Source organism: Arthrobacter nitrophenolicus (assembly GCF_045833485.1).
In the GTDB taxonomy this organism is placed as follows: domain Bacteria; phylum Actinomycetota; class Actinomycetes; order Actinomycetales; family Micrococcaceae; genus Arthrobacter; species Arthrobacter nitrophenolicus.
In genome coordinates this window covers 3180588-3199629 of record NZ_CP174504.1, presented here as the reverse complement: position 1 = coordinate 3199629, position 19042 = coordinate 3180588, and the positions used below count along the sequence as shown (strand labels likewise).

Below are 19042 nucleotides of genomic sequence, written 5' to 3'. Positions count from 1 at the left end.
TCGTGCGGGGTGTCAGTCAGCGGTGCGGAGCGAGCCGTCCACCAGCTTGATGATCATGGAGCAGTCCTTGCCGGCCTCCCCCGCATCGACGAGGCGCTGGAAGAGCTGCTGCACGTGCCTGCCGATCTCCAGCGGGGTGCCGGTGTCCTCGGCGGCACTGATGGCCAGGCCAATGTCCTTGTTGGCCAGTTCCGTCGTGAACGTGGGCGCGAACCCGTTGTTCGAGGCGGCGGTGTCCACCACGCCCGGGACCGGGTACCAGGTGCGCAGGGCCCAGCTGTCCCCGGATGAAACAGAGGCAATGTCCCAGAAGACCTGCTTGTCGAGGCCGAGCCGGTCCGCCAGCACCGCCCCCTCGGCCGTTGACGCCAGGTTGATGAACAGCATGAGGTTGTTGCAGATCTTGGCTGCCTGGCCTGTCGTGGCGCCGCCGGTGGGGATGATGTTGGCGGCCATCGGCCGGATGTACTCCGTGGCATCCGCCACCGCACCATCCTCGCCGCCGACCATGAACGTCAGCGTCCCGGCCTTCGCCCCGCTCATGCCGCCCGAGACCGGCGCGTCGACGAACCGGAAGCCGGCGGCAGCAGCGGCGTCGTGCAGTTCCTGCGCCGAGGCGATGTCGATGGTGGAGGAATCCACCAGCAGGGTGCGGGTGTCTGCGTGGGCAAGGACGCCGTCCGCGCCGAGGTAGACGGCCCTGGCGTGCTCGCCCTTGGGGAGCATGGTGAAGACGGCGTCGGCTCCCTCCACTGCCTCGGCAATGCTGCCGGCAGGCTTGACCCCGCCGGCTTCAGCCGCGGCGAGGGCTGCCTGGTTGAGGTCGAAGCCGCGCACCTCATGTCCGGCCTTTGCCAGGTTCACTGACATGGACCCGCCCATGTTCCCCAGTCCAATCCATCCGATTACTGCCATCGCCCAGGCTCCTTTGCTCTGTGGCCGGCCGCCATGGCCGGAACGTCCAGTGACTACCGTCACATGCTGCTAGAGTGCAATCAAGGGGAAAAATCACAGACGGTATGTGCATTCATGCACATCGACGGAAGGTTTCACCAGTGGCCCGGCTTCCCAGCCCAGACGACCTGCTGATTCTCCTGACCGTGGCACGGCTGGGACGGTTCAACGCCGTCGCCGAGAGCCTGGGAACCACGCACACCACCATTTCGCGGCGCATCCTTGCCCTGGACCGGCAGCTGGGCGGCAGGACGCTGGAACGGAGCCCGCACGGCTGGGAACTGACCGATCTGGGAGCCTCGGCAGTGGCCGCCGCCGAGGCCATCGAGGAGACACTGGGTTCACTTGCCGGCACCATCGGCCAGGAACGGGATGCGCTGTCCGGCATGGTCCGGATCAGCACGTCGGACGGTTTTGGTGCCGAATTTGTGGCCCCGGCACTGGTCCGCCTCCAGCAGCGCCATCCCCTGCTGAATATCGAGATGCTCAGCGCAACCCGCAAGGTCAGCCGCAACCGGTCCGGGGTGGACCTGGAAGTGGTGGTGGGCGGAACCGACGTCAGCAACGCCCAGACGATCTTCCTCACCAACTACTACCTCAGGCTTTACGCCAGCCCCGCCTATGCGGCCCGGCACGGACTGCCGGAAACGCCCGACGGCGTGGGGCAGCACGGCTTCGTGTCCTACGTTGAATCCGCCTTGCAGGTGGCAGAGCTCGGCCACCGGTCCTCGCAGTTGCCCGCGCCGAAATCCAGCTTCCAGGCCACGAGCATCTTCGCCCAGGTGGAGGCGGTACGCAGGGGCGCCGGCATCGGGCTGCTCCCCAATTTCATGGTGGCGCGCGACTCCGGGTTCGTCCCCGTCCTTCCGCACGATTTCGAGCGCCAGCTTCCCATTTGGGCAGTGGCGCGGCCGGAGTCGATGCGGTCCGCACGCGTCCAGGCGGTTATTGCCGCGCTCAAGGAAGAGGTGGCGGCGCGGCAGGACCTGCTGGCCGCCTGAACGCTGCCGCGGCGCGGCAGCATTCAGGGACGGAAGAGCCTGCGCACTACCTTTCCTGCCGCCAGGGCGTCCAGGCCTTCGTTGATCTCGGCGAGCGGGCGCGTGTCCGAGTGCAGCAGTTCGACCGGCAGCCGGCCGTCCCGCCAGTACTCCAGGTAGCGCGGGATGTCCCGGTCCGGGACGGCATCGCCCATGTACGAGCCGAGCAGCCGCTTGCCCGCACCGGCGAACTGCAGGGCCGGAACCACCAGTTCCGCCGACGGGTGCGGCAGTCCCACCGAAACCACGGCGCCGCCCCTGGCCACCAGTTCCAGGCAGGAGGCGATGACACGGGCAGAGCCCACGGCCTCCACGGCAACGTCCACCCCGTCCCCGGCGGCCCCTGCAATCAGCCCGGCTGCTTCCTCTGGAGTACCGGCAGCGCTGGCACCGCAGTCGAGGGCCAGCTGGTGCTTGCCGGGGTTCGGATCGATGGCGATGATCGAGGCAGCGCGGGCAATGCGGGCGGCCATGACTGCCGAAAGGCCGACGGCGCCGAGGCCAAACACGGCAACTGATTGCCCGCCGTCGACCTGTGCCGTGTTGAACACCGCTCCCATGCCCGTCAGCACAGCGCAGCCGAACATCGCGGCAACCGTGTCCGGAATGTCGTCGTCGACCACCACTACCGATTCGCGCGCCACCACCGCATAGTCTGCAAAGGCCGAAACGCCAAGGTGGTGGTTGATGCGCTCCCCTGACCGGGTCCGCAGCAGAGCCTCACCGTGCAGGAGGTCGCCGGACCCGTTGACGTCGGCAGCGCGGTGGCACAGGGCGGGCCGGCCTGCCCGGCACGCACGGCAGTCGCCACAGCTGGGAACAAAGACCAGCACCACGTGGTCGCCCGGGGAGACGTCCGTGACGCCGTCGCCCACCGAGACCACCCTGCCCACCGCCTCATGCCCGAGCGCCATCGGCAGGGGCCGGACGCGTGAACCGTCCACGACGGAGAGGTCGGAGTGGCACAGGCTCGAATAGGTGATGGAGATTCCCAGCTCGCCCGCCCGGGGCTCGGGCCGTTCCAGCTCCTCCACGGTCAGGGGGCGCGCCTCGGAGTAACTGGTTCCCGCAGGAACGGTGTTGTAAAGGACAGCGGCTCGCATGAAGGTTCCTTGCTGTGGTTATGGGGTGGTGGTCATGCGGCTGCCCGGACCCGGAATCCGGGCCCGGGCAGCTGCCTAGCCTGTAGTGCCTGGCTGCGTCCTACTTCTTGCTGGCAGCCAGGAGGTCCGCGGTGCCCTTGGCGTCCGCGGCATCGACGTCGTGCAGTGAAATACCCCTGGTCTCCTTGAGGAAGAGCACGGACACAGCCGTCACGACGCAGGCGGCAAGGAGGTAGAGGGCTACCGGAAGGGACGACTTGAAGTTGCCCAGCAGGGCGGTGGCGATGATCGGAGCCAGCGAGCCGGCAACGATCGAAGTCACCTGGTAGCCCAGGGACACGCCGGAGTAGCGCATCCGGGTGGGGAACATCTCGGCCATGATGGACGGCTGGCCGGCGTACATCAGCGCGTGGAAGAGCAGGCCGATGGTGATGGCGGCCAGGATGACCATGTCGTTGGCTGTGTCCATCATGGGGAAGGCGAAGAAGCCCCAGGTTCCGCCGAGGATGGCGCCCGCCATGTAGACGGGCCGCCGCCCGAAGGCGTCGGAGAGCTTGCCGACCAGCGGGACGGCGCAGAAGTGGATGAAGTGCGCCACCAGCAGCAGGAGCAGGATCCGCGAGGTGTCCGTCTGGACGACCACCTTCAGGTACGTGATGGAGAACGTGACCACCAGGTAGTAAAGGATGTTTTCGGCGAACCGGAGGCCCATGGCGGTGAAGACGCCGCGAGGGTAGCGGCGGAAGACTTCGGCAACGCCGTAGCCCTTCTTTTCCGCAGTGACTTCCTTCCGGGCTTCGATGAAGATCGGAGCGTCCTGGACCTTGGTGCGGATGTAGTAGCCGATGATGACGATGACGGCGGACAGCCAGAACGCCACGCGCCAGCCCCAGCCGAGGAAGGCTTCCTGCGACAGGGTCGAGGACAGGGTGAACAGGACGCCCGTGGCCAGCAGGTTGCCCATGGGAACAGCGGACTGCGGCCAGCTGGCCCAGAAGCCGCGCGAGTGGCTGGGGCTGTGCTCTGCCACCAGCAGCACGGCGCCGCCCCATTCACCGCCGACCGCGAAGCCCTGCACGAACCGCAGGAAGACCAGCAGCGCCGGTGCCCAGTAGCCGATTTGGGCGAAGGTGGGCAGGCAGCCCATGAGGAACGTGGCAACGCCCACCATGATGATGCTCAACTGGAGGAGCTGCTTGCGGCCGAACTTGTCCCCAAAGTGGCCAAAGACAATTCCGCCGATAGGCCGGGCAACGAAGCCCACGGCGTAGGTGACGAAAGCGGCAATAATGCCGTCCAGTTCCGTGCCCGAATTGGGGAAGAACGTTTTGCCGAACACCAGTGTGGCGGCAGAGGCGTAGAGGAAGAACTCATACCATTCCACCACCGTGCCGGCCATAGAGGCCGTGACGACTTTCTTCAGCCCTGAGGCCTTGACGTCGGTTTCCTCAAGCCGCCCTGCGGCGGAGTGTTCCGTACTCATGAATGAACTCCTTTGGCGTCTCCGTCGACACCACAATGGGACCGGATGGCGGCTTTGTGATTTGCATAACAAAACCGCAGGTTCACACGAGTATTGCTTGGTACAGCCGGGAGCTCAACGCCGAATAGTGCAGAAAGCATCTGCAAAAATGCACACTTGGCGCGGCGGCACACCGCGTGCCACGGCGTGAAAGCGCCCGGGCTGCGCAGTGGTTCAGGGCAGGAGGTGCTGGCGGAGCTGGTTCCCGAGCTGACCGATTTCCGTCAGGAAGCCATCGTGGCCGATCGGCGCCTGGATCAGGTGCACGTCCACGTCCCCCGGCAATGCCCGTGCCAGTTCCTGCGACTGGGACGGGAAGTAGAGCCGGTCCGAGTCGACGGCCGCGATGAAGAACCGGGCCTCGGAGCGGGCCAGCGTCTCGGCCAGCGTTCCGCGCCCCCTGCAGACGTCGTGGCTCATCAGCGCCTCGGTGATGGCGATGTAGCTGTTGGCGTCGAAGCGCTGGACCAGCTTGTTGCCCTGGTGGTCCAGGTAGCTCTCCACCTGGTAGCGGCCGCGGGCCGACAGGCAGTCAGCCTGCAGCGGCGATTCGGGGGCCTGCGGCTCCCGGCCGAACCTGCCCTCCAGTTCGGCGGCGGAGCGGTAGGTGATGTGGGCAATGCGCCGCGCAAGGGCTAGGCCTTCCTCGGGGAACGGCCCGCCGTAGTAGTCGCCGCCGTTGAATTTGGGGTCCTGGCGGATGGCGAGGGTCTGGGCCTGGGCAAACGCGATTTGCTCAGCCGTGCTGGCGGCGCCGACCGAAATCACGGCGCAGCGCTTTACCCGCTCCGGATAGGTGACGGCCCATTCCAGGGCGCGGGCACCGCCCATGGAACCGCCGAGGACCGCGTACCAGCTGGTGATTCCAAGCTGGTCCGCCAGCCGGGACTCCGCCACAGTGCTGTCCCGCAGCGTCACCAGGGGGAAGCGGGAACCCCACGGCGTCCCGTCCGGGGCGGGCGACGACGGCCCGGTGGACCCGTAGCAGCCGCCCACGATGTTGATGGACACCACGAAGAACCGGTCCGTGTCCACGGGGGCGCCGGGACCGGCGAGCTGTTCCCACCAGCCGGGTTCGTCGCTGTCGCCGCGGGTGACGTGGGTGCTGCCGGTCAGGGCGTGCTCGATCAGGATGGCGTTGCTGCCGTCCGCGTTGAGCGTGCCCCACGTTTCGTAGGCGAGCGTGACGTCCGGCAGGTAGCCGCCGGCTTCCAGTTCCAGGCCCCCGATTGAGGCGTAACGGACAATTCCGTGCTCGGGAACGGTGGTACGGGTGACGGTAACCGTCATGGCAAGACCTCTTCTACGCGCTTGCCCACCGGCGGAATGACCGGCAGGCCAGGTCTTCACCCGGGGCACCCCACCGCGGAAGGAGGGTTGCCGGCCAGCAAGCCGGGGCTGTCACTGGCACTCATGACCTGGTTCGAGTGTACGAAACACCACCCGCCCCGGGCCAAGAGTGTGACTGGTTGTGACTTCCCCGGACGTGCGCACCCGGCCGGCCCCCGCCGTCGGGCGTTGCTCCCGGCCTTGCCTCCCGGACCGTGCGCTCAGCTCCCCGGGCCGTGCGCTCAGGCGCCTGAGGCCTCCTTTGCCGCGCGGAAGCCGGCCTCGAGGTCGGCGAGGATGTCGTCGATGTGCTCCAGGCCCACGGAGAGGCGGACCAGTCCCGGGGCGACGCCGGCCGCGGCCTGCTGCTCCGGGGACAGCTGGCTGTGCGTGGTCGACGCCGGGTGGATGACCAGCGAGCGGACGTCGCCGATGTTGGCAACGTGGGAGTGCAGTTCCAGGGCGTCCACGAACCGCTTGCCCGCCTCTGCGCCGCCGGCCAGGTTGAAGGCGACGATCGCGCCGGTGCCCCTGGGGCCGTACTTGCGGCCGCGCTCATACCAGGGGCTGGAGGGCAGCCCGGCGTAGGCGACGGATTCGACGTCGTCCCGTGCTTCCAGCCACCGCGCAACCTCCTGGGCGTTGGCCACATGGCGCTCCACGCGCAGGCTCAGGGTCTCCAGTCCCTGCGAGATCAGGAAGGCGTTGAAGGGCGAAACGGCCGAACCGAGGTCACGCAGGAGCTGGACCCGGGCCTTGAGGATGTAGGACAGGTTGGCTCCCAGTGCTCCGCCTTCCCCCAGGTCGCGGCCGTACACGAGGCCGTTGTAGGTGGGGTCCGGGGTGTTGAAGCCGGGAAAGCGTTCCGGGTCCTTGCTGAAGTCGAACTTGCCTGAATCGACGATGACGCCGGCGATCGCTGCGCCGTGGCCGCCCAGGTACTTGGTGGCCGAGTGGACCACGATGTCCGCGCCCCATTCCAGCGGCCGGATCAGGTACGGCGTGGACAGCGTGTTGTCCACGATCAGTGGTACGCCGGCCTCATGGGCGGTCCGGGAGACGCCTTCGATGTCCAGCACGTCCTGTCGCGGGTTGGACACCACCTCGGCAAAGAACAGCTTGGTGTTGGGCTGGACCGCCTCGCGCCAGTGGTCCAGGTTGTCCGGGTCCGCCACGAAGGTGACGGAGATGCCGAACTTCTTCAGGGTGTGGGCAAACAGGTTGTAGGTGCCGCCGTAAAGGCTGGGGCTGGCCACGATGTGGTCACCGGCCTCGGCGATGTTCAGGACGGCGAACGTCTCTGCCGCCTGCCCCGAGCTGAGGAGGAGCGCGGCGAGGCCCCCTTCAAGGCTGGCGATCCGCTGCTCCACGGCGTCCTGGGTCGGGTTGCCGATGCGCGTATAGATCGGGGCAAGCTCGGCGAGGGCGAAGCGGTTCGCGGCGCTCTCGGCGCTGGGAAAGACGAAGGAGGTGGTCTGGTAGATAGGCAGGGCGCGGGCGCCGGTGGCAGCATCCGGTTCCTGGCCGACGTGGATCTGGCGGGTTTCGAAGGACCATCCGTTGGACATTCAAGGCTCCTTTGACTGGGCCCGGCATGCTGGAAGCACCACGGGCCGCGCTTGCCATCCGGCCTTTTGCCGGACGGCCAGGTCCTCACCCGGGGCACCCCACCGCGGATGGAGGGTTGCCGGCCAGCGAGCCGGGGCTGTTGCTGGCACTCATGACCTGGGCCCAGTGTAGGAGTGCGCCCGGCCGGGCGGACACCATTGTGACGAACATGGTCCTGGGCCGCTTTCCGCCCGTGGAGCAGGTTTCGAGGGGTGCTGAAATCGAAAAATCCCAGTAAGGGTACCCTTAGCTGAGAGCCCGATCACAAAGTGCCAAGATGATGGCATGCGCATGGATCACGTCTCTTACGCCTGTGAACACGATGGCCTCGCGGCCACCACCGAACGTATTTCTTCTGCCCTCGGCGTTGAGGCAGTGAAGGGCGGGGTACACCCCCGGTTCGGTACCCGGAATATGATCATCCCGCTCGCGGGACACAAATACCTTGAGGTCGTGGAGGTCCTGGACCACCCGGCGTCGGACAAGGCTCCCTTTGGACAGGCCGTGCGGGCCCGCTCCGCAGCGGGCGGCGGCTGGATGGGCTGGTGCGTCGAAGTTGACGACCTTGCTCCCTTCGAGGAACGCCTGGGACGGGCCGCCGTCAATGGCAACCGCAAGTTCCCCGACGGCCGCGAGCTGGTGTGGAAGCAGATTGGAATCCTGGGCCTCATCGCCGATCCTCAGGTGCCCTACATGCTGAAGTGGGAGGGCGATCCGTCGCTCCACCCGTCTAACGCCTACGAGAGCAACATCAAGATGAGCTGCCTGACCATCGCCGGCTCGGCCTCCCGGGTTACCGAATGGCTGGGCGAGCCGGTGGAAAAGCCGCTGGAGGATGTTGCCGTTGAGTGGGTTGCCCCGCACGGTACGCCCGGCATCCTCTCAGTGACCTTCGAAACCCAAAACGGAGCGGTCACCATCTGACCTTCCCCTGACCGGGCATTTGGCCCGAGCGGGCTTCGGCCGCCATCAGGATGTGACAACGGCGTCACCTCCTGATGGCGGCCGAAGTTGTTTACCCCGCGGGTGTTGTTTTCCCGTGGCTTAGGTCTTTTGGCATCAGCCACTCAAAATGTCACACCCTCCCGCGATGATTCTTGTATGGGAAACGGCATGGGCAGCGGAGCTAAGAGGAAGGCGCTGTTTCCTGCCATCGCGGCTCCCGGCGCCGGGCAGGGAGAAGCATGCGGAACAGCTCCAGCGCAAATTGTCAGTGCCTCCCGCGATGATGTGGGTATGGGAAACGTCTCAGGGACAGCAGCGGCGATGGAAGGCTTTTATGCCACCGCGGCCGCGCTGAATGGGCTGTTCCTTGAGGAAGAAGCCTTGAAGACCGTGCATGCCAATAGAGATGCGGACGGAACCGGGGTTGATGTTCTCGGCCGACTGTATGAGCTTCGGTTGGAACGGCTTGGCCTGGAATCCAAGCTTGAGGCACAAACCACCGCACTCAAGGCCAGGGACGCTGCCCAGTGCCTTGACCTGCAGCAGGCCATGACCCCGCCCGATGCCTCCGCCCACGACCGCACGTTCACGGAAATATCAACAGTGGAAGAAATCGCCGGAGTCCTGACCATCAGCTCCGGAGCAGCAGGGGCATTCATCACCCAGTCCCGTCGGGTCTGCGCCCTCCCCTCGGTCTACGGGAACCTGTCTTCCGGGGCGTTGTCGTGGCAGGGCGCCAGGATCATCGCCGACGAAACCGAGGCCCTGGACCACCCCGCCGCCGTAGCCTTGGCGGACCACTTCCTGGACCCGGACGCGCCGAACCCGGCCCGCGGCTGCCCCGCCGCGAACCTTGTGCCGTCCCGGCTGCGGGCCAAGGTCCGCGCCTGGCGCGAACGCCACCACCCCGAATCCATCGAAAAACGCCACACCAAATCCGCAGCCGACCGGCGGGTCGAATTCACCCCCGACCGCGACGGCATGGCCTGGTTCGCGATCTATATGCGGGCAGACTGCGCGTTGGCGGCCTGGAACAAAACTACAGCCATCGCCCGCGGCCTCCAGGGCCCCAACGAAACCCGCACTCTTTCCCAAATCAGGGCCGATGAAGTCGCCCGACGCCTCCTCACCCCCGCCCAAGCCATAACTACCACCACAGACGCCAGCACCGGCACCGGCTCCGGCTCCGGCTCCGGCTCCGGTCCGAGCATGGCCTCCCCGGCCGGCGGCGGGGACACGGAAGGCACCGGTGGACAACGCGGCAGCCAACCCGGCACCATCAACGCTGCAGCCGGCGACGGCAACAGCCACCCCGGCACCGGCGATCAGGTTCAAGGCGCCGCGGAGGACCAGTTCCCTGATGAATTCCTCGGGCTCGCCACCCTCTTCGGATCCGACGAACCAGCAGCGGACCCCGGCATCCCGGACAGCACTCACCTCGAAACCAACGATCACATCGACGCAACCAGTAACCCCGGCACCAAAGACAACAGCACCGGCGACACCTGCAGCCAAGCGGGAACCAGCATCACCACCGCGTCCCCCGGCGCAACCAGCCCCGGAGCCGGGAAAGTCCCCACACCCCGCACCGACGTCCTCGTCACCGTCCCCGTGTTCGCCCTGCTCGGCCTAACTGACGAACCGGCCACCCTGGACGGCTACGGCCCAATCCCCGCGTCCATGGCCCGTAAACTCCTCGCCGACGGAGCAGAGTCCTTCACCCGCGTCCTCATCGACCCGCGCGACGGAGCACCCCTGGAAATCGGCCGCACCAGCTACCGGCTCACCAAAGCCATGAAACAAGCCCTGACCCTCCGCGACGGCAAATGCACCTTCCCCGGCTGCAACAACAACGCCTTGGACAACGAAGCCGACCACCTCCAGGCCTGGCAACACGGCGGAACAACCGGACTCAGCAACCTGGCACAACTCTGCCCGAAGCACCACCGCCTCAAACACAACAGCGGCTGGACACCCACCCAAGCAACGGAAACCGAACCACCCGGCTGGAAATCACCCACCGGCCGCCAATACTCCAGCGAACAACCTGACCGCAAACCAACCATCTGGCCGGACAACGTCCTGGTTCAGGAAATCAACACCGTGCCGCACCTAAAGGGACAAACTGGAGCAGATGACTCCCCCGCCGAGGCATGGTGCCCTCCGGAATGGCTGGAATCAGCACCACCCTGTGCCAAACCACCATGGGAAGAACCACCCTGGGAAGAACCGCCCTGTGAAGAACCGGGGGACGACAACCTCATCGACGCCGACGACATCGCACCCTACGACCCCGTATGGGACGACTTCTACGCCATGCCCATCGTCCTCCCACCGGACCCGGAAAAGGACCTGACCCTCAGCGGCTGGGCCTTTAGCGATTGGGCCCTCAGCGACCCTGCACTTAGCGGTCCGGCCCGGAGTGACTCAGCCCTGCTCCGTACGTAGCCGCTACCCCAGCCCCACGGCCCGGCCGAAGAGGCTGAAGCCGACAAATGCCACGATATCCAAAAGCGCGTGGGCAATAACAAGGGGCATAACCCGCTTGGTCCGGGTGTACAGCCAGGCAAACACGATGCCCATCACCACATTGCCGATAAAGGGACCGAAGCCCTGGTACAGGTGGTAGGTGCCGCGAAGGAGCGAACTCGCCGCGATCGACAGCGGAACGCTCCAGCCGAACTTGCCGAAACGGTTCATCAGGTACCCCACCACGATGACCTCCTCCACCACCGCATGCCGGAGGGCGGACAGGATGAGCACCGGCACGGTCCACCAGTAGGCATCCAGCGCACTGGGGATGATGGCGGTGGTGATGCCTAGGGCCCTGCCCGCGGCATAAAGGCCCAGGGAGGGAATTCCAATCAGGGCCGCAAGCCCCAACCCCTGCAGCAGGTCCTTCCCGGGGCGGGCGAAATTGAAGCCGAGCTTCCGGAAGGCAGAGCCCGGATTGCCGCCGTCATCCGTTGCCGCCTGCCGCTGGTCCGTCAGGAAGTAGATCACCAGCAGCACCGGCACCAGGGCGAACATGATGTCCAGCAGCTGGTACGTCAGGTCAAAGTACTCACGCGTGCTCTGGGAACGGTTGAGTGTCGAGGTCCCCTCGGCAAGCGGAGCACGGGTCATCTTGTCCAGCAGCTGCACCACGGAGTACACGGCGGACTGCCCAAGCGAGAGGCCCAGGACGATCCAGACTTCGACCTTCAGACGACGGCGGGAGGGAACCAGCATGTACCCATCTTGCCTGCAGTTTCTGGATCCTGTCTGATTGCCTGAACGCCGGCCGCCCCAGCTGCGCACAGTCAGCCAGGGCCGCTACGCAGGCGCGACGATAACTTCCGTGCCCTTGGCTTCGAAGGCAGCCTTGTCCTTCGGCGAGATGCCTGCGTCCGTTATGAGCCGGGTGAAGTGATAGCCGTCCATGGTGGCAAAGGCACGCACGCCCACCTTGGAGGAGTCGGCAATGACATAGGACACCCGTGCGCGGCTGGCCAGCAGGGCGTTGACCGACGCCTCACCCTCGCCGGTATTGGTGGGCCCCACTTCCGGGTCGATGCCGTTGACGCCGATGAAAGCGATGTCGAGCACAACCTTCTGCATGATGATGTCCGTGTATGGGCCCACCAGTTCGTAAGACCGCGGATTGAGGATGCCGCCGGTGACCATCACCTTGATGTTGGGCCGCACCGCCAGCTGGCCCGCGATGTTGATGGCGTTGGTGACCACCGTCAGGGTGGGCTGGTTCGACGGTGCGTTCAGGTCCTCGCGGGTGGCGAGGATCTGGGCGAGGGCCGTGCTGGTGGTGCCGCCGCAGAGCCCGATCACTGCGCCGGGCCTGATCAGGGCGGAGGCGGCCTGGGCAATCTGCTCCTTGGCCTCGGCGTGGTCGTCGCGGTTGTAGCGGCCGGGAAGATCGTACGCCAGGGCACCGGTGGTGGCTCCGCCGCGGGTACGGGTGAGAAGCCGGCGCTTGGCCAGGCTGTCCAGGTCCCGCCGCGCCGTTGCCGGCGATACCCCGAGGGTGCTGACAATCTCGTCGACTTCCACCTGGCCGGTCCTGGCCAGCAGGTCGAGAATGGCGGTCAGTCGGTCGGTGCGGGTCATGCAGGGCCTCTCAAGACAACAGCCACCGCTTCGGATGACGCTTTCTGATCATAACAGACCCTAAACAATCAACTAACGTCATCTAGTGTCGAGTGGCCTATCGTTCCCGCACTCCGGCCCGCCACACAGCGTACGTCAACGGCATCCCGGGACGGTAGGCGAGGTGGGTGGCCGAGGGCGCGTTGAGCATGTGCAGGTCCGCGCGGTGTCGGACGGCGATGGAGCCCACCGCGCGTTCGCCGTCGGCATCCCTGCCGGCTTCCCTGCGCAGGGCCAGCGCACCGCCGTAAGTCGCGGCCCGTACTGCTTCGTGCACGCTGAGATGCATCTGCAGGACAGCGGTGGAAACGCAGAACGCCATGGAACTTGTATAGGACGTCCCCGGGTTGCAGTTGGAGGCGAGCGCCACCTGGACGCCGGCGTCCAGCAGCGCGCGCGCCGGGGCCAGCGGCTGGCGGGTGGAGAGGTCGCAGGCGGGCAGGCAGGTTGCCACCGTACCCCGTTCCCCGGTTCCGCGGGCTGCGTCCCAGCCGGACCAGGTTCCGGCCAGGGCCTCCACGTCCCCGGCGGAAAGGTAGTTCACGTGGTCCACGCTGGCCGCCCCGAGCTCCACCGCCAGCTGGACCCCGGGGCCCTCACCGAGCTGGTTGCCGTGCACCCGCAGCCCCAGGCCGGCGTCCCGGCAGGCCAACAATACCCTGCGGGACTGTTCCGCCGTGAAGGCTCCTTCCTCGCAGAACACGTCTGCCCACTGCACAAAAGGGCGGACCGCAGCCAGCATGGGGCCGCACACCAGGTCCGTGTAGGCTTCCGGATCCTGGCCCGCGGGAACCAGGTGGGCGCCGAGGTAGGTCACCTGGTCCGCCGCAGTGGAGGCGATCCGGGCGCTGCGGGCCTCGTGCTCCACGTCCAGCCCGTAGCCGGTCTTGGTTTCAAGGTAAGTGGTTCCCTGCGAGACCGCTTCCGCCACCCTGCCCAATGCCAGGCGGGTGAGGTCGAAGTCAGAGGTGGCGCGGGTGGCGTTCATGGTGACGGCGATGCCGCCGGCAGCATACTGCTCCCCTGCCATGCGCGCCTCGAACTCGGCCGTCCGGTCGCCGGCAAACAGCAGGTGCGTGTGCGAATCCACCCAGCCCGGAAGGACGGCCCGCCCGCCAGCGTCGACGGCGTCGTCGGCTGCGGGCGCATCGACAGCCGGCCCGATCCAGGCAATGCGCTCCCCCTCGATCACTACCGCCGCGTCTTTCAGGACCCGGTGTTCCAGGTCCTGGGTCATCAGCTCGGCAATGTTCGTGATCAGGGTGCTCATGCAACCATTCTTCAGCGCCGGATGGACCAACGCGTGGCTGCCAGGGCCTGTGCTGTCCGGGATACCGGACCTGCTGCGCCGGCCCCGGCCTGGCCGGCAAGGATCTGCTCCGCCGCCAGTTCGGCCATGGCCGAGGACGTTTGGAACCCGTAGCCGCCCTGCCCGGCGAGCCAGTAGAAGCCGGGCGCCTCGGCGTCGAAGCCCGCCACCGGAACCCCGTCGGCCGCTTCGGTACGGAGCCCGGTCCAGGCCCGGCGCACCGCCGTGATACCGAGGGTGGTCACGGTGTTCAGCAGCTCCACCAGGCGTTCGACGTCGCCCGGCCTGGGGCGGGCATCCTCGGGCCCGCTGGGCACCGCCTCCGACGGCGAAATCAGGACGTCGTTCCCCTCCCGCCGGAAGTAAAACGTGTTGTCGGCGGCCGCCACCATGGGGCACCCCTCAGGCAGGGGACGTTCGACGGCGGCAATCGCCGCGGTGCGCCGGTACGGCTGCAGGCCCAGCTTCTCCACGCCGCTGATGACGGCGAGCTCGTCGGCCCAGGCTCCGGCGGCATTGACCAGCACGCCCGCCTGGAAGGCTTCCGTGCCCGCGCCGATTTCCCAGCCGGACCCGAGCCGCTGCGCGGAATGGACCCGGGCACCGGTATAGATATCCGCCCCGGCGGCCACTGCCCGCTGCCGGTGGTCGTCCAGCAGCAGCGGGGCATTGGAACCGAACGATCCGGTGTCCAGGCCCGCGGCGGCAAACGACTCCGGAACCAGCGCCGGGCAGAGCTCCAGCGCTTCGGCATGGGTGATGGGCTTCATGGAGCCGCTGGCCTCCGCCGCCACGCCGGCCTCGCTGCCGACCAGCATAAAGCTCCGCGGCGTGAGCACCGGCTCCGGCAGCTCGGCATCCCGGGCGGCGATCAGCTCCAGCGTCCTGGCGGTGAGCTCCTGGACCACCGGCGGGCCGTAGCTGGGAATAAGCTGCCGGGCCGACCGGGAGGACGTGTGGTACGCCAGCTCCTGCTCGGCCTCCACCAGTGCCACGCTGCATTTGCCCGCCAGCGCGGACGCCAGGGACAGTCCGGCGATGCCGCCGCCCACAATCAGGACATCGTAGTGTGCTGCCATGCGTCCATCCTTGCAGAGTTGCTGCGGAAAGGGCGGGCCGGAAACAACGGCCGGATCAGGCTGCCACCTCGGTGCGGCTGGCGACGAAGGCCTGAACGCACGCCTCGACGTCGTCCGCGGAGTGTGCGGCCGAAAGCTGCACCCGGATGCGGGCGGCACCGCGCGGCACCACCGGGAAGCTGAACGCAGTGACGAAGACGCCATGCTGCAGCATCCGGTCAGCCACCTTGGCGGCCAGGACGGCGTCGCCGAACATGACCGGGACGATGGCGTGCTCGCCGGCCAGCAGGTCGAAGCCTTCCTCCGTCATCCGGCGCCGGAACAGCGCGGCATTGTCGAAAAGCTGCCGCCGCAGGTCCGCCGAGTTCTCCACCAGGTCCAGTGCCTTGATGGTGGCGGCGACGATGGCAGGAGCCAGCGAATTGGAAAAGAGGTACGGCCGGGCCTTCTGCCGCAGCATGGCCACGATCTCGGCGCGCCCGGAGACGTAGCCGCCGGAGGCCCCGCCCAGCGCCTTGCCGAAGGTGCCCGTGTAGATGTCCACCCGGTGCGAAACGCCGGCATGTTCCGGTGTTCCCGCGCCGGTGGCGCCCATGAAGCCGACGGCGTGCGAATCGTCCACCATCACCAGCGCGCCGTGCTGTTCGGCGAGGTCGCAAATGGCCTCCAGCGGGGCGAGGTAGCCGTCCATGGAGAACACGCCGTCGGTGACGATGATCTTCCGGCGGGCGTCCTTCGCCTCCACGAGTTTCGCCTCAAGGTCCGCCATGTCCTGGTTGGCGTAGCGGTACCGCCGGGCCTTGCACAGCCGGATGCCGTCAATGATGGAGGCGTGGTTGAGCGCGTCCGAAATGACCGCGTCCTCGGCACCGAACAGGGACTCGAAAACACCGCCGTTGGCGTCGAAGCAGCTGGAGAACAGGATGGTGTCCTCGGTTCCGAGGAACCGGGAGACGCGGCCTTCGAGTTCCAGGTGCAGGTCCTGCGTGCCGCAGATGAACCGTACGCTGGCCATGCCGAAGCCGCGCTCATCCATGGCCGCCTTGGCCTCGCTGATGATGTCCGGATGGTCCGCAAGGCCCAGGTAGTTGTTCGCGCAGAAGTTCAGGACGTCCGCGCCCGGTGAGCCGATCTGCCCGGCGGTGATGTGGCTTGACTGGGGTGACCTGATGCTGCGCTCCGTCTTGTAGAGCCCTGCGGTGCGGATGTCCTCCAGCTCGCTGCTGAGCTGGTCCTTGATGGAGGTATACATGATGGTGATCCTTAGAGTCGGGTCCAGTCGAGGACAACTTTGCCGCCGCTGCCGCTGCGGGCCAGGTCGAAGCCCTTCTCCCAGTCCGATGCGGGGAGCGTGTCCGTGACCACGGCGGAGATCCCCGCGTGGAGGACCGGGTTGGAGGAGAGCATGGCGCTCATGGCGTACCAGGTTTCGTACATCTCCCGGCCGTAGATGCCCTTGAGCGTGAGCATGTGGGTGACCACCTTGCCCCAGTCGATGGTGATGTCCTGGCTGGGCAGGCCCAGCATCGCAATCCGGCCGCCGTGGTTCATGTTGTCGATCATCTCCGGCAGGGCGGTGGGGTGTCCGGACATTTCCATGCCGATGTCGAAGCCCTCGCGCATGCCCAGTTCACGCTGGGCGTCGCGGACGCGGGTGGTGGAGACGTCGATGGCAAGGTCGGCGCCGAGCCGTCGGGCCAGGTCCAGCCGGGGCCGCGAGACGTCTGTGATGGCGATCTTGCGGGCACCGGCGTGGCGGGCGACGGCGATGGCCATGAGCCCGATGGGCCCGGCGCCGGTGATGAGCACATCCTCGCCCACCAGCGGGAAACTCAGGGCGGTGTGCACCGCGTTGCCGAAGGGATCGAAGATGGCGCCGAGTTCGGGCGTGACCGACGGATCATGGTGGACCCAGACGTTGGTTTCCGGGATCACCACGTACTCGGCGAACGCCCCGTCACGCTGCACGCCCACGCTGACGGTGTGGATGCACATCTGCCGGCGCCCGGCGCGGCAGTTACGGCAGATGCCGCAGACAATGTGGCCTTCACCGGATACCCGGTCACCCACTTTGACGTCCCGGACATCCCCTCCGGTCTCCACAACCTCGCCGTAGAACTCGTGGCCCGGTATCAGGGGAGCTTCGATGATCCCCTGGGCCCAGGCGTCCCAGGACTGGATGTGGAGGTCCGTGCCGCAGATGCCGGTGGTCATGACGCGGATCTTCACGTCGTCCGGACCCACCGTGGGCTCCGGGCGGTCCACCAGCTCGAATCCGGCCTGGGGGCCGGCCTTGTAGAGAGCCTTCATCGGCTTCCTCACTCTTGGTTGTCACATCGTTGGCAGGTGCTGCCCTCCCCATTACAGCCCCGGAAACCGTTTAGCACAATCGGCCTTTCCTCAATCGACGATGTAGCTTTTGCTAATGCTTAGACTGGGTCCATGGAGATCCACCAGCTTGAGATCCTTCGCGAGCTCGGCGCGCTGGGCAGCGTCAAGGCTGTGGCCGACACCTTGATGGTCACCCCGTCCGCCGTCTCCCAGCAACTGGCCCTGCTCCAGCGCACGGTGGAGGTTCCGCTGACCCGGAAGGAGGGCCGGAACCTGGTGCTCACCGAGGCGGGCCAGGTCCTTGCGGACGCGGGCGCCGCCGTCGTCAGCGCGATGGCCGAGGCAAAGAGCGCCATCGGCACCTACCACGGCTCCCCCGCCGGGCGGGTGACCCTGAGCGGCTTCCACAGCGCTGGCCAAGCGGTCTTCGCACCCCTGGCGAGGATGCTGGACGAGCCGGGACGCCCGCGGGTGGAACTGTCCGACGAGGACGTGGCCCAGCAGGACTTCCCTGCCCTGACCGCCCGCTACGACCTGGTCCTGGCCCACCGGATGGACCACAGCCCCCGCTGGCCGGACGAACGGGTCACCGTGATCCCGCTCGCGCACGAGCCGCTGGACGTCGCGCTTCCGGCCGGGCATCCGCTCGCGCAGAAGCGGGCGGTGGCCGCGGACGACGTCGCCGGTGAAGCTTGGGTGACCAGCCATGCCGGCTACTCCCCCGCGGACGTGCTGTCCGCCGTCGCTGCCGTGTCCAGCCGGGAACTGAACATCGTCCACCGCATCAATGACTACTCCACCGTGGCGGCCCTGGTGGCCGCCGGCGGTGTGGTGGGGCTGCTGCCCAGGTATACGGCCCGGCCCGTCCTGAATCCGGACATCGTCCTGCGTCCGCTCGAGGGCATCAGCACCCGGCGGCGGATCGACCTGCTGGCACGACCGGAAAACCTCAAGCGCCGGTCGGTGAGGATGGTGTGCGAGGCGCTGCAGGAGATCATGGCGGGGCTGGTGGAGCAGGGCTGATCCTCCGGGCCGGGCTATTGTGATTGCCCTCTGGCGTGCCCGTGGCCCATGCCGTTCCCTCTGCCCAGCCCGAGCCCGGGCACATCCCCGGCACCTTCGGCAATCCGCACGGCCGTGGCCTGGTCCCCGCTCTTCACCCCGGAGATCCGGACTTCTTCACCGGGGGTGATGTCCGCAATGGTTCCGTCGCCGGGCCGGACCAGCTTGCCGTCCTCGCCTGTTGCCGGCGCCTTGGTGATGCGCGTTTCGGCGTTGACGGCGTAGGACCGGCTGAAGCCGTCCTCACTCGTGACGGTGATGGACGTTTCGCTGACGGCCTCCACCGTGCCGCGCTGCTCCACAATGGTCTGGAACGTGCCGTCGGCGTTCTTCACCACGCTTTCGCTGTGCTGCAACTGCGGCCGCTGGGACTTATCCGGCTTGCCGGGCTTCCCGGGTTTGGCGGACTTGTCCGGCTTGCCCGGCTTGTCCTGCTTTTTCTCCTGCCCGGGCGCGGACTGGCCTGGCGCGGACTGCGACGGCGATGGCGAGGGGAACGGTGAGTCGGCGGACCACGCGATGGCGGCCCCCGTCCCGCTCAAGGCAAGGGCGACCGCCCCCGCAATGAAGGCCTTCCGGATCCGTGGCTGATCCTGCAGTGGCATCGCGGCCCCTTT

The 19042-nt window shown here is 67.1% G+C and carries 16 protein-coding genes and 2 riboswitches; of the genes, 4 read left to right on the top strand and 12 right to left on the bottom strand.

The window, feature by feature from the left end; genetic code table 11:
• Window positions 1-12: 12 nt before the first annotated feature.
• Window positions 13-915 (bottom strand): 3-hydroxyisobutyrate dehydrogenase, encoded by a 903-nt coding sequence (mmsB, locus tag ACJJV6_RS14745; RefSeq protein ID WP_009359377.1) that lies wholly within the window; start codon window positions 913-915, stop codon window positions 13-15.
• A 140-nt stretch (window positions 916-1055) separates the two neighbouring features.
• Here mmsB and ACJJV6_RS14740 point away from each other — a divergent pair, with 140 nt between their 5' ends.
• Window positions 1056-1955 (top strand): LysR family transcriptional regulator, encoded by a 900-nt coding sequence (locus ACJJV6_RS14740; RefSeq protein WP_407709312.1) that lies wholly within the window; start codon window positions 1056-1058, stop codon window positions 1953-1955.
• A 23-nt stretch (window positions 1956-1978) separates the two neighbouring features.
• Here the strand turns inward: ACJJV6_RS14740 and ACJJV6_RS14735 are convergent, their stop codons facing one another.
• The 4 genes from ACJJV6_RS14735 to ACJJV6_RS14720 form a co-directional block, all read right to left on the bottom strand.
• On the bottom strand, window positions 1979-3097 hold the full coding sequence (locus ACJJV6_RS14735) for an alcohol dehydrogenase catalytic domain-containing protein (RefSeq protein ID WP_009359379.1): 1119 nt from the start codon (window positions 3095-3097) through the stop codon (window positions 1979-1981).
• A gap of 100 nt (window positions 3098-3197) precedes the next feature.
• Window positions 3198-4580 (bottom strand): MFS transporter, encoded by a 1383-nt coding sequence (locus ACJJV6_RS14730; protein WP_133350042.1) that lies wholly within the window; start codon window positions 4578-4580, stop codon window positions 3198-3200.
• 213 nt (window positions 4581-4793) lie between these two features.
• Complete coding sequence (locus ACJJV6_RS14725) at window positions 4794-5909, bottom strand: homoserine O-acetyltransferase (RefSeq protein ID WP_407709311.1); 1116 nt, start codon at window positions 5907-5909, stop codon at window positions 4794-4796.
• 12 nt (window positions 5910-5921) lie between these two features.
• Window positions 5922-6038: riboswitch (SAM riboswitch) on the bottom strand.
• A 152-nt stretch (window positions 6039-6190) separates the two neighbouring features.
• A complete protein-coding gene (locus ACJJV6_RS14720) occupies window positions 6191-7516 on the bottom strand; it encodes a bifunctional o-acetylhomoserine/o-acetylserine sulfhydrylase (protein ID WP_009359381.1) in 1326 nt (441 codons plus the stop codon).
• Window positions 7517-7558: 42 nt separating this feature from the next.
• Window positions 7559-7674: riboswitch (SAM riboswitch) on the bottom strand.
• 167 nt (window positions 7675-7841) lie between these two features.
• On the opposite strand from ACJJV6_RS14720, the gene ACJJV6_RS14715 reads away from it, so the two are divergent.
• Both ACJJV6_RS14715 and ACJJV6_RS14710 read left to right on the top strand, forming a co-directional pair.
• Window positions 7842-8480, top strand: coding sequence for a VOC family protein (locus ACJJV6_RS14715; protein WP_407709310.1), 639 nt, complete (start codon window positions 7842-7844; stop codon window positions 8478-8480).
• Window positions 8481-8792: 312 nt separating this feature from the next.
• Entirely contained in the window at window positions 8793-10949 is a 2157-nt protein-coding gene (locus tag ACJJV6_RS14710) for an HNH endonuclease signature motif containing protein (protein WP_407709309.1), read from the top strand.
• Between the two features lie 3 nt (window positions 10950-10952).
• Here the strand turns inward: ACJJV6_RS14710 and ACJJV6_RS14705 are convergent, their stop codons facing one another.
• The 6 genes from ACJJV6_RS14705 to tdh form a co-directional block, all read right to left on the bottom strand.
• Window positions 10953-11732 carry a CPBP family intramembrane glutamic endopeptidase gene (locus ACJJV6_RS14705; RefSeq protein WP_009359557.1) on the bottom strand — a complete coding sequence of 260 codons (780 nt, stop codon included), beginning with the start codon at window positions 11730-11732 and terminating at the stop codon, window positions 10953-10955.
• A gap of 84 nt (window positions 11733-11816) precedes the next feature.
• Complete coding sequence (locus ACJJV6_RS14700) at window positions 11817-12605, bottom strand: DeoR/GlpR family DNA-binding transcription regulator (protein ID WP_009359556.1); 789 nt, start codon at window positions 12603-12605, stop codon at window positions 11817-11819.
• Window positions 12606-12702: 97 nt separating this feature from the next.
• Window positions 12703-13914 (bottom strand): imidazolonepropionase, encoded by a 1212-nt coding sequence (hutI, locus tag ACJJV6_RS14695; protein ID WP_407709308.1) that lies wholly within the window; start codon window positions 13912-13914, stop codon window positions 12703-12705.
• Between the two features lie 11 nt (window positions 13915-13925).
• Entirely contained in the window at window positions 13926-15032 is a 1107-nt protein-coding gene (locus ACJJV6_RS14690) for an NAD(P)/FAD-dependent oxidoreductase (RefSeq protein ID WP_407709307.1), read from the bottom strand.
• Window positions 15033-15087: 55 nt separating this feature from the next.
• Window positions 15088-16284, bottom strand: a complete 1197-nt coding sequence (locus tag ACJJV6_RS14685; RefSeq protein ID WP_407709306.1) for a glycine C-acetyltransferase — start codon at window positions 16282-16284, stop codon at window positions 15088-15090.
• 11 nt (window positions 16285-16295) lie between these two features.
• Window positions 16296-17342 (bottom strand): L-threonine 3-dehydrogenase, encoded by a 1047-nt coding sequence (tdh, locus tag ACJJV6_RS14680; protein WP_407709305.1) that lies wholly within the window; start codon window positions 17340-17342, stop codon window positions 16296-16298.
• 132 nt (window positions 17343-17474) lie between these two features.
• Between tdh and ACJJV6_RS14675 the strand changes: the two genes are divergently transcribed.
• Window positions 17475-18386 carry a LysR family transcriptional regulator gene (locus tag ACJJV6_RS14675; RefSeq protein WP_407709304.1) on the top strand — a complete coding sequence of 304 codons (912 nt, stop codon included), beginning with the start codon at window positions 17475-17477 and terminating at the stop codon, window positions 18384-18386.
• Window positions 18387-18400: 14 nt separating this feature from the next.
• Here the strand turns inward: ACJJV6_RS14675 and ACJJV6_RS14670 are convergent, their stop codons facing one another.
• Window positions 18401-19030 (bottom strand): hypothetical protein, encoded by a 630-nt coding sequence (locus tag ACJJV6_RS14670; RefSeq protein ID WP_407709303.1) that lies wholly within the window; start codon window positions 19028-19030, stop codon window positions 18401-18403.
• Window positions 19031-19042 lie beyond the last annotated feature (12 nt).

Bases quoted from the DNA above. Each gene is read 5' to 3' on its own strand.
- mmsB (WP_009359377.1), bottom strand. From the start codon at position 915: ATGGCAGTAATCGGATGGATTGGACTGGGGAACATGGGCGGGTCCATG.
- ACJJV6_RS14735 (WP_009359379.1), bottom strand. From the start codon at position 3,097: ATGCGAGCCGCTGTCCTTTACAACACCGTTCCTGCGGGAACCAGTTAC.
- ACJJV6_RS14730 (WP_133350042.1), bottom strand. From the start codon at position 4,580: ATGAGTACGGAACACTCCGCCGCAGGGCGGCTTGAGGAAACCGACGTC.
- ACJJV6_RS14725 (WP_407709311.1), bottom strand. From the start codon at position 5,909: ATGACGGTTACCGTCACCCGTACCACCGTTCCCGAGCACGGAATTGTC.
- ACJJV6_RS14720 (WP_009359381.1), bottom strand. From the start codon at position 7,516: ATGTCCAACGGATGGTCCTTCGAAACCCGCCAGATCCACGTCGGCCAG.
- ACJJV6_RS14715 (WP_407709310.1), top strand. From the start codon at position 7,842: ATGCGCATGGATCACGTCTCTTACGCCTGTGAACACGATGGCCTCGCG.
- ACJJV6_RS14710 (WP_407709309.1), top strand. From the start codon at position 8,793: ATGGGAAACGTCTCAGGGACAGCAGCGGCGATGGAAGGCTTTTATGCC.
- ACJJV6_RS14705 (WP_009359557.1), bottom strand. From the start codon at position 11,732: ATGCTGGTTCCCTCCCGCCGTCGTCTGAAGGTCGAAGTCTGGATCGTC.
- ACJJV6_RS14700 (WP_009359556.1), bottom strand. From the start codon at position 12,605: ATGACCCGCACCGACCGACTGACCGCCATTCTCGACCTGCTGGCCAGG.
- hutI (WP_407709308.1), bottom strand. From the start codon at position 13,914: ATGAGCACCCTGATCACGAACATTGCCGAGCTGATGACCCAGGACCTG.
- ACJJV6_RS14690 (WP_407709307.1), bottom strand. From the start codon at position 15,032: ATGGCAGCACACTACGATGTCCTGATTGTGGGCGGCGGCATCGCCGGA.
- ACJJV6_RS14685 (WP_407709306.1), bottom strand. From the start codon at position 16,284: ATGTATACCTCCATCAAGGACCAGCTCAGCAGCGAGCTGGAGGACATC.
- tdh (WP_407709305.1), bottom strand. From the start codon at position 17,342: ATGAAGGCTCTCTACAAGGCCGGCCCCCAGGCCGGATTCGAGCTGGTG.
- ACJJV6_RS14675 (WP_407709304.1), top strand. From the start codon at position 17,475: ATGGAGATCCACCAGCTTGAGATCCTTCGCGAGCTCGGCGCGCTGGGC.
- ACJJV6_RS14670 (WP_407709303.1), bottom strand. From the start codon at position 19,030: ATGCCACTGCAGGATCAGCCACGGATCCGGAAGGCCTTCATTGCGGGG.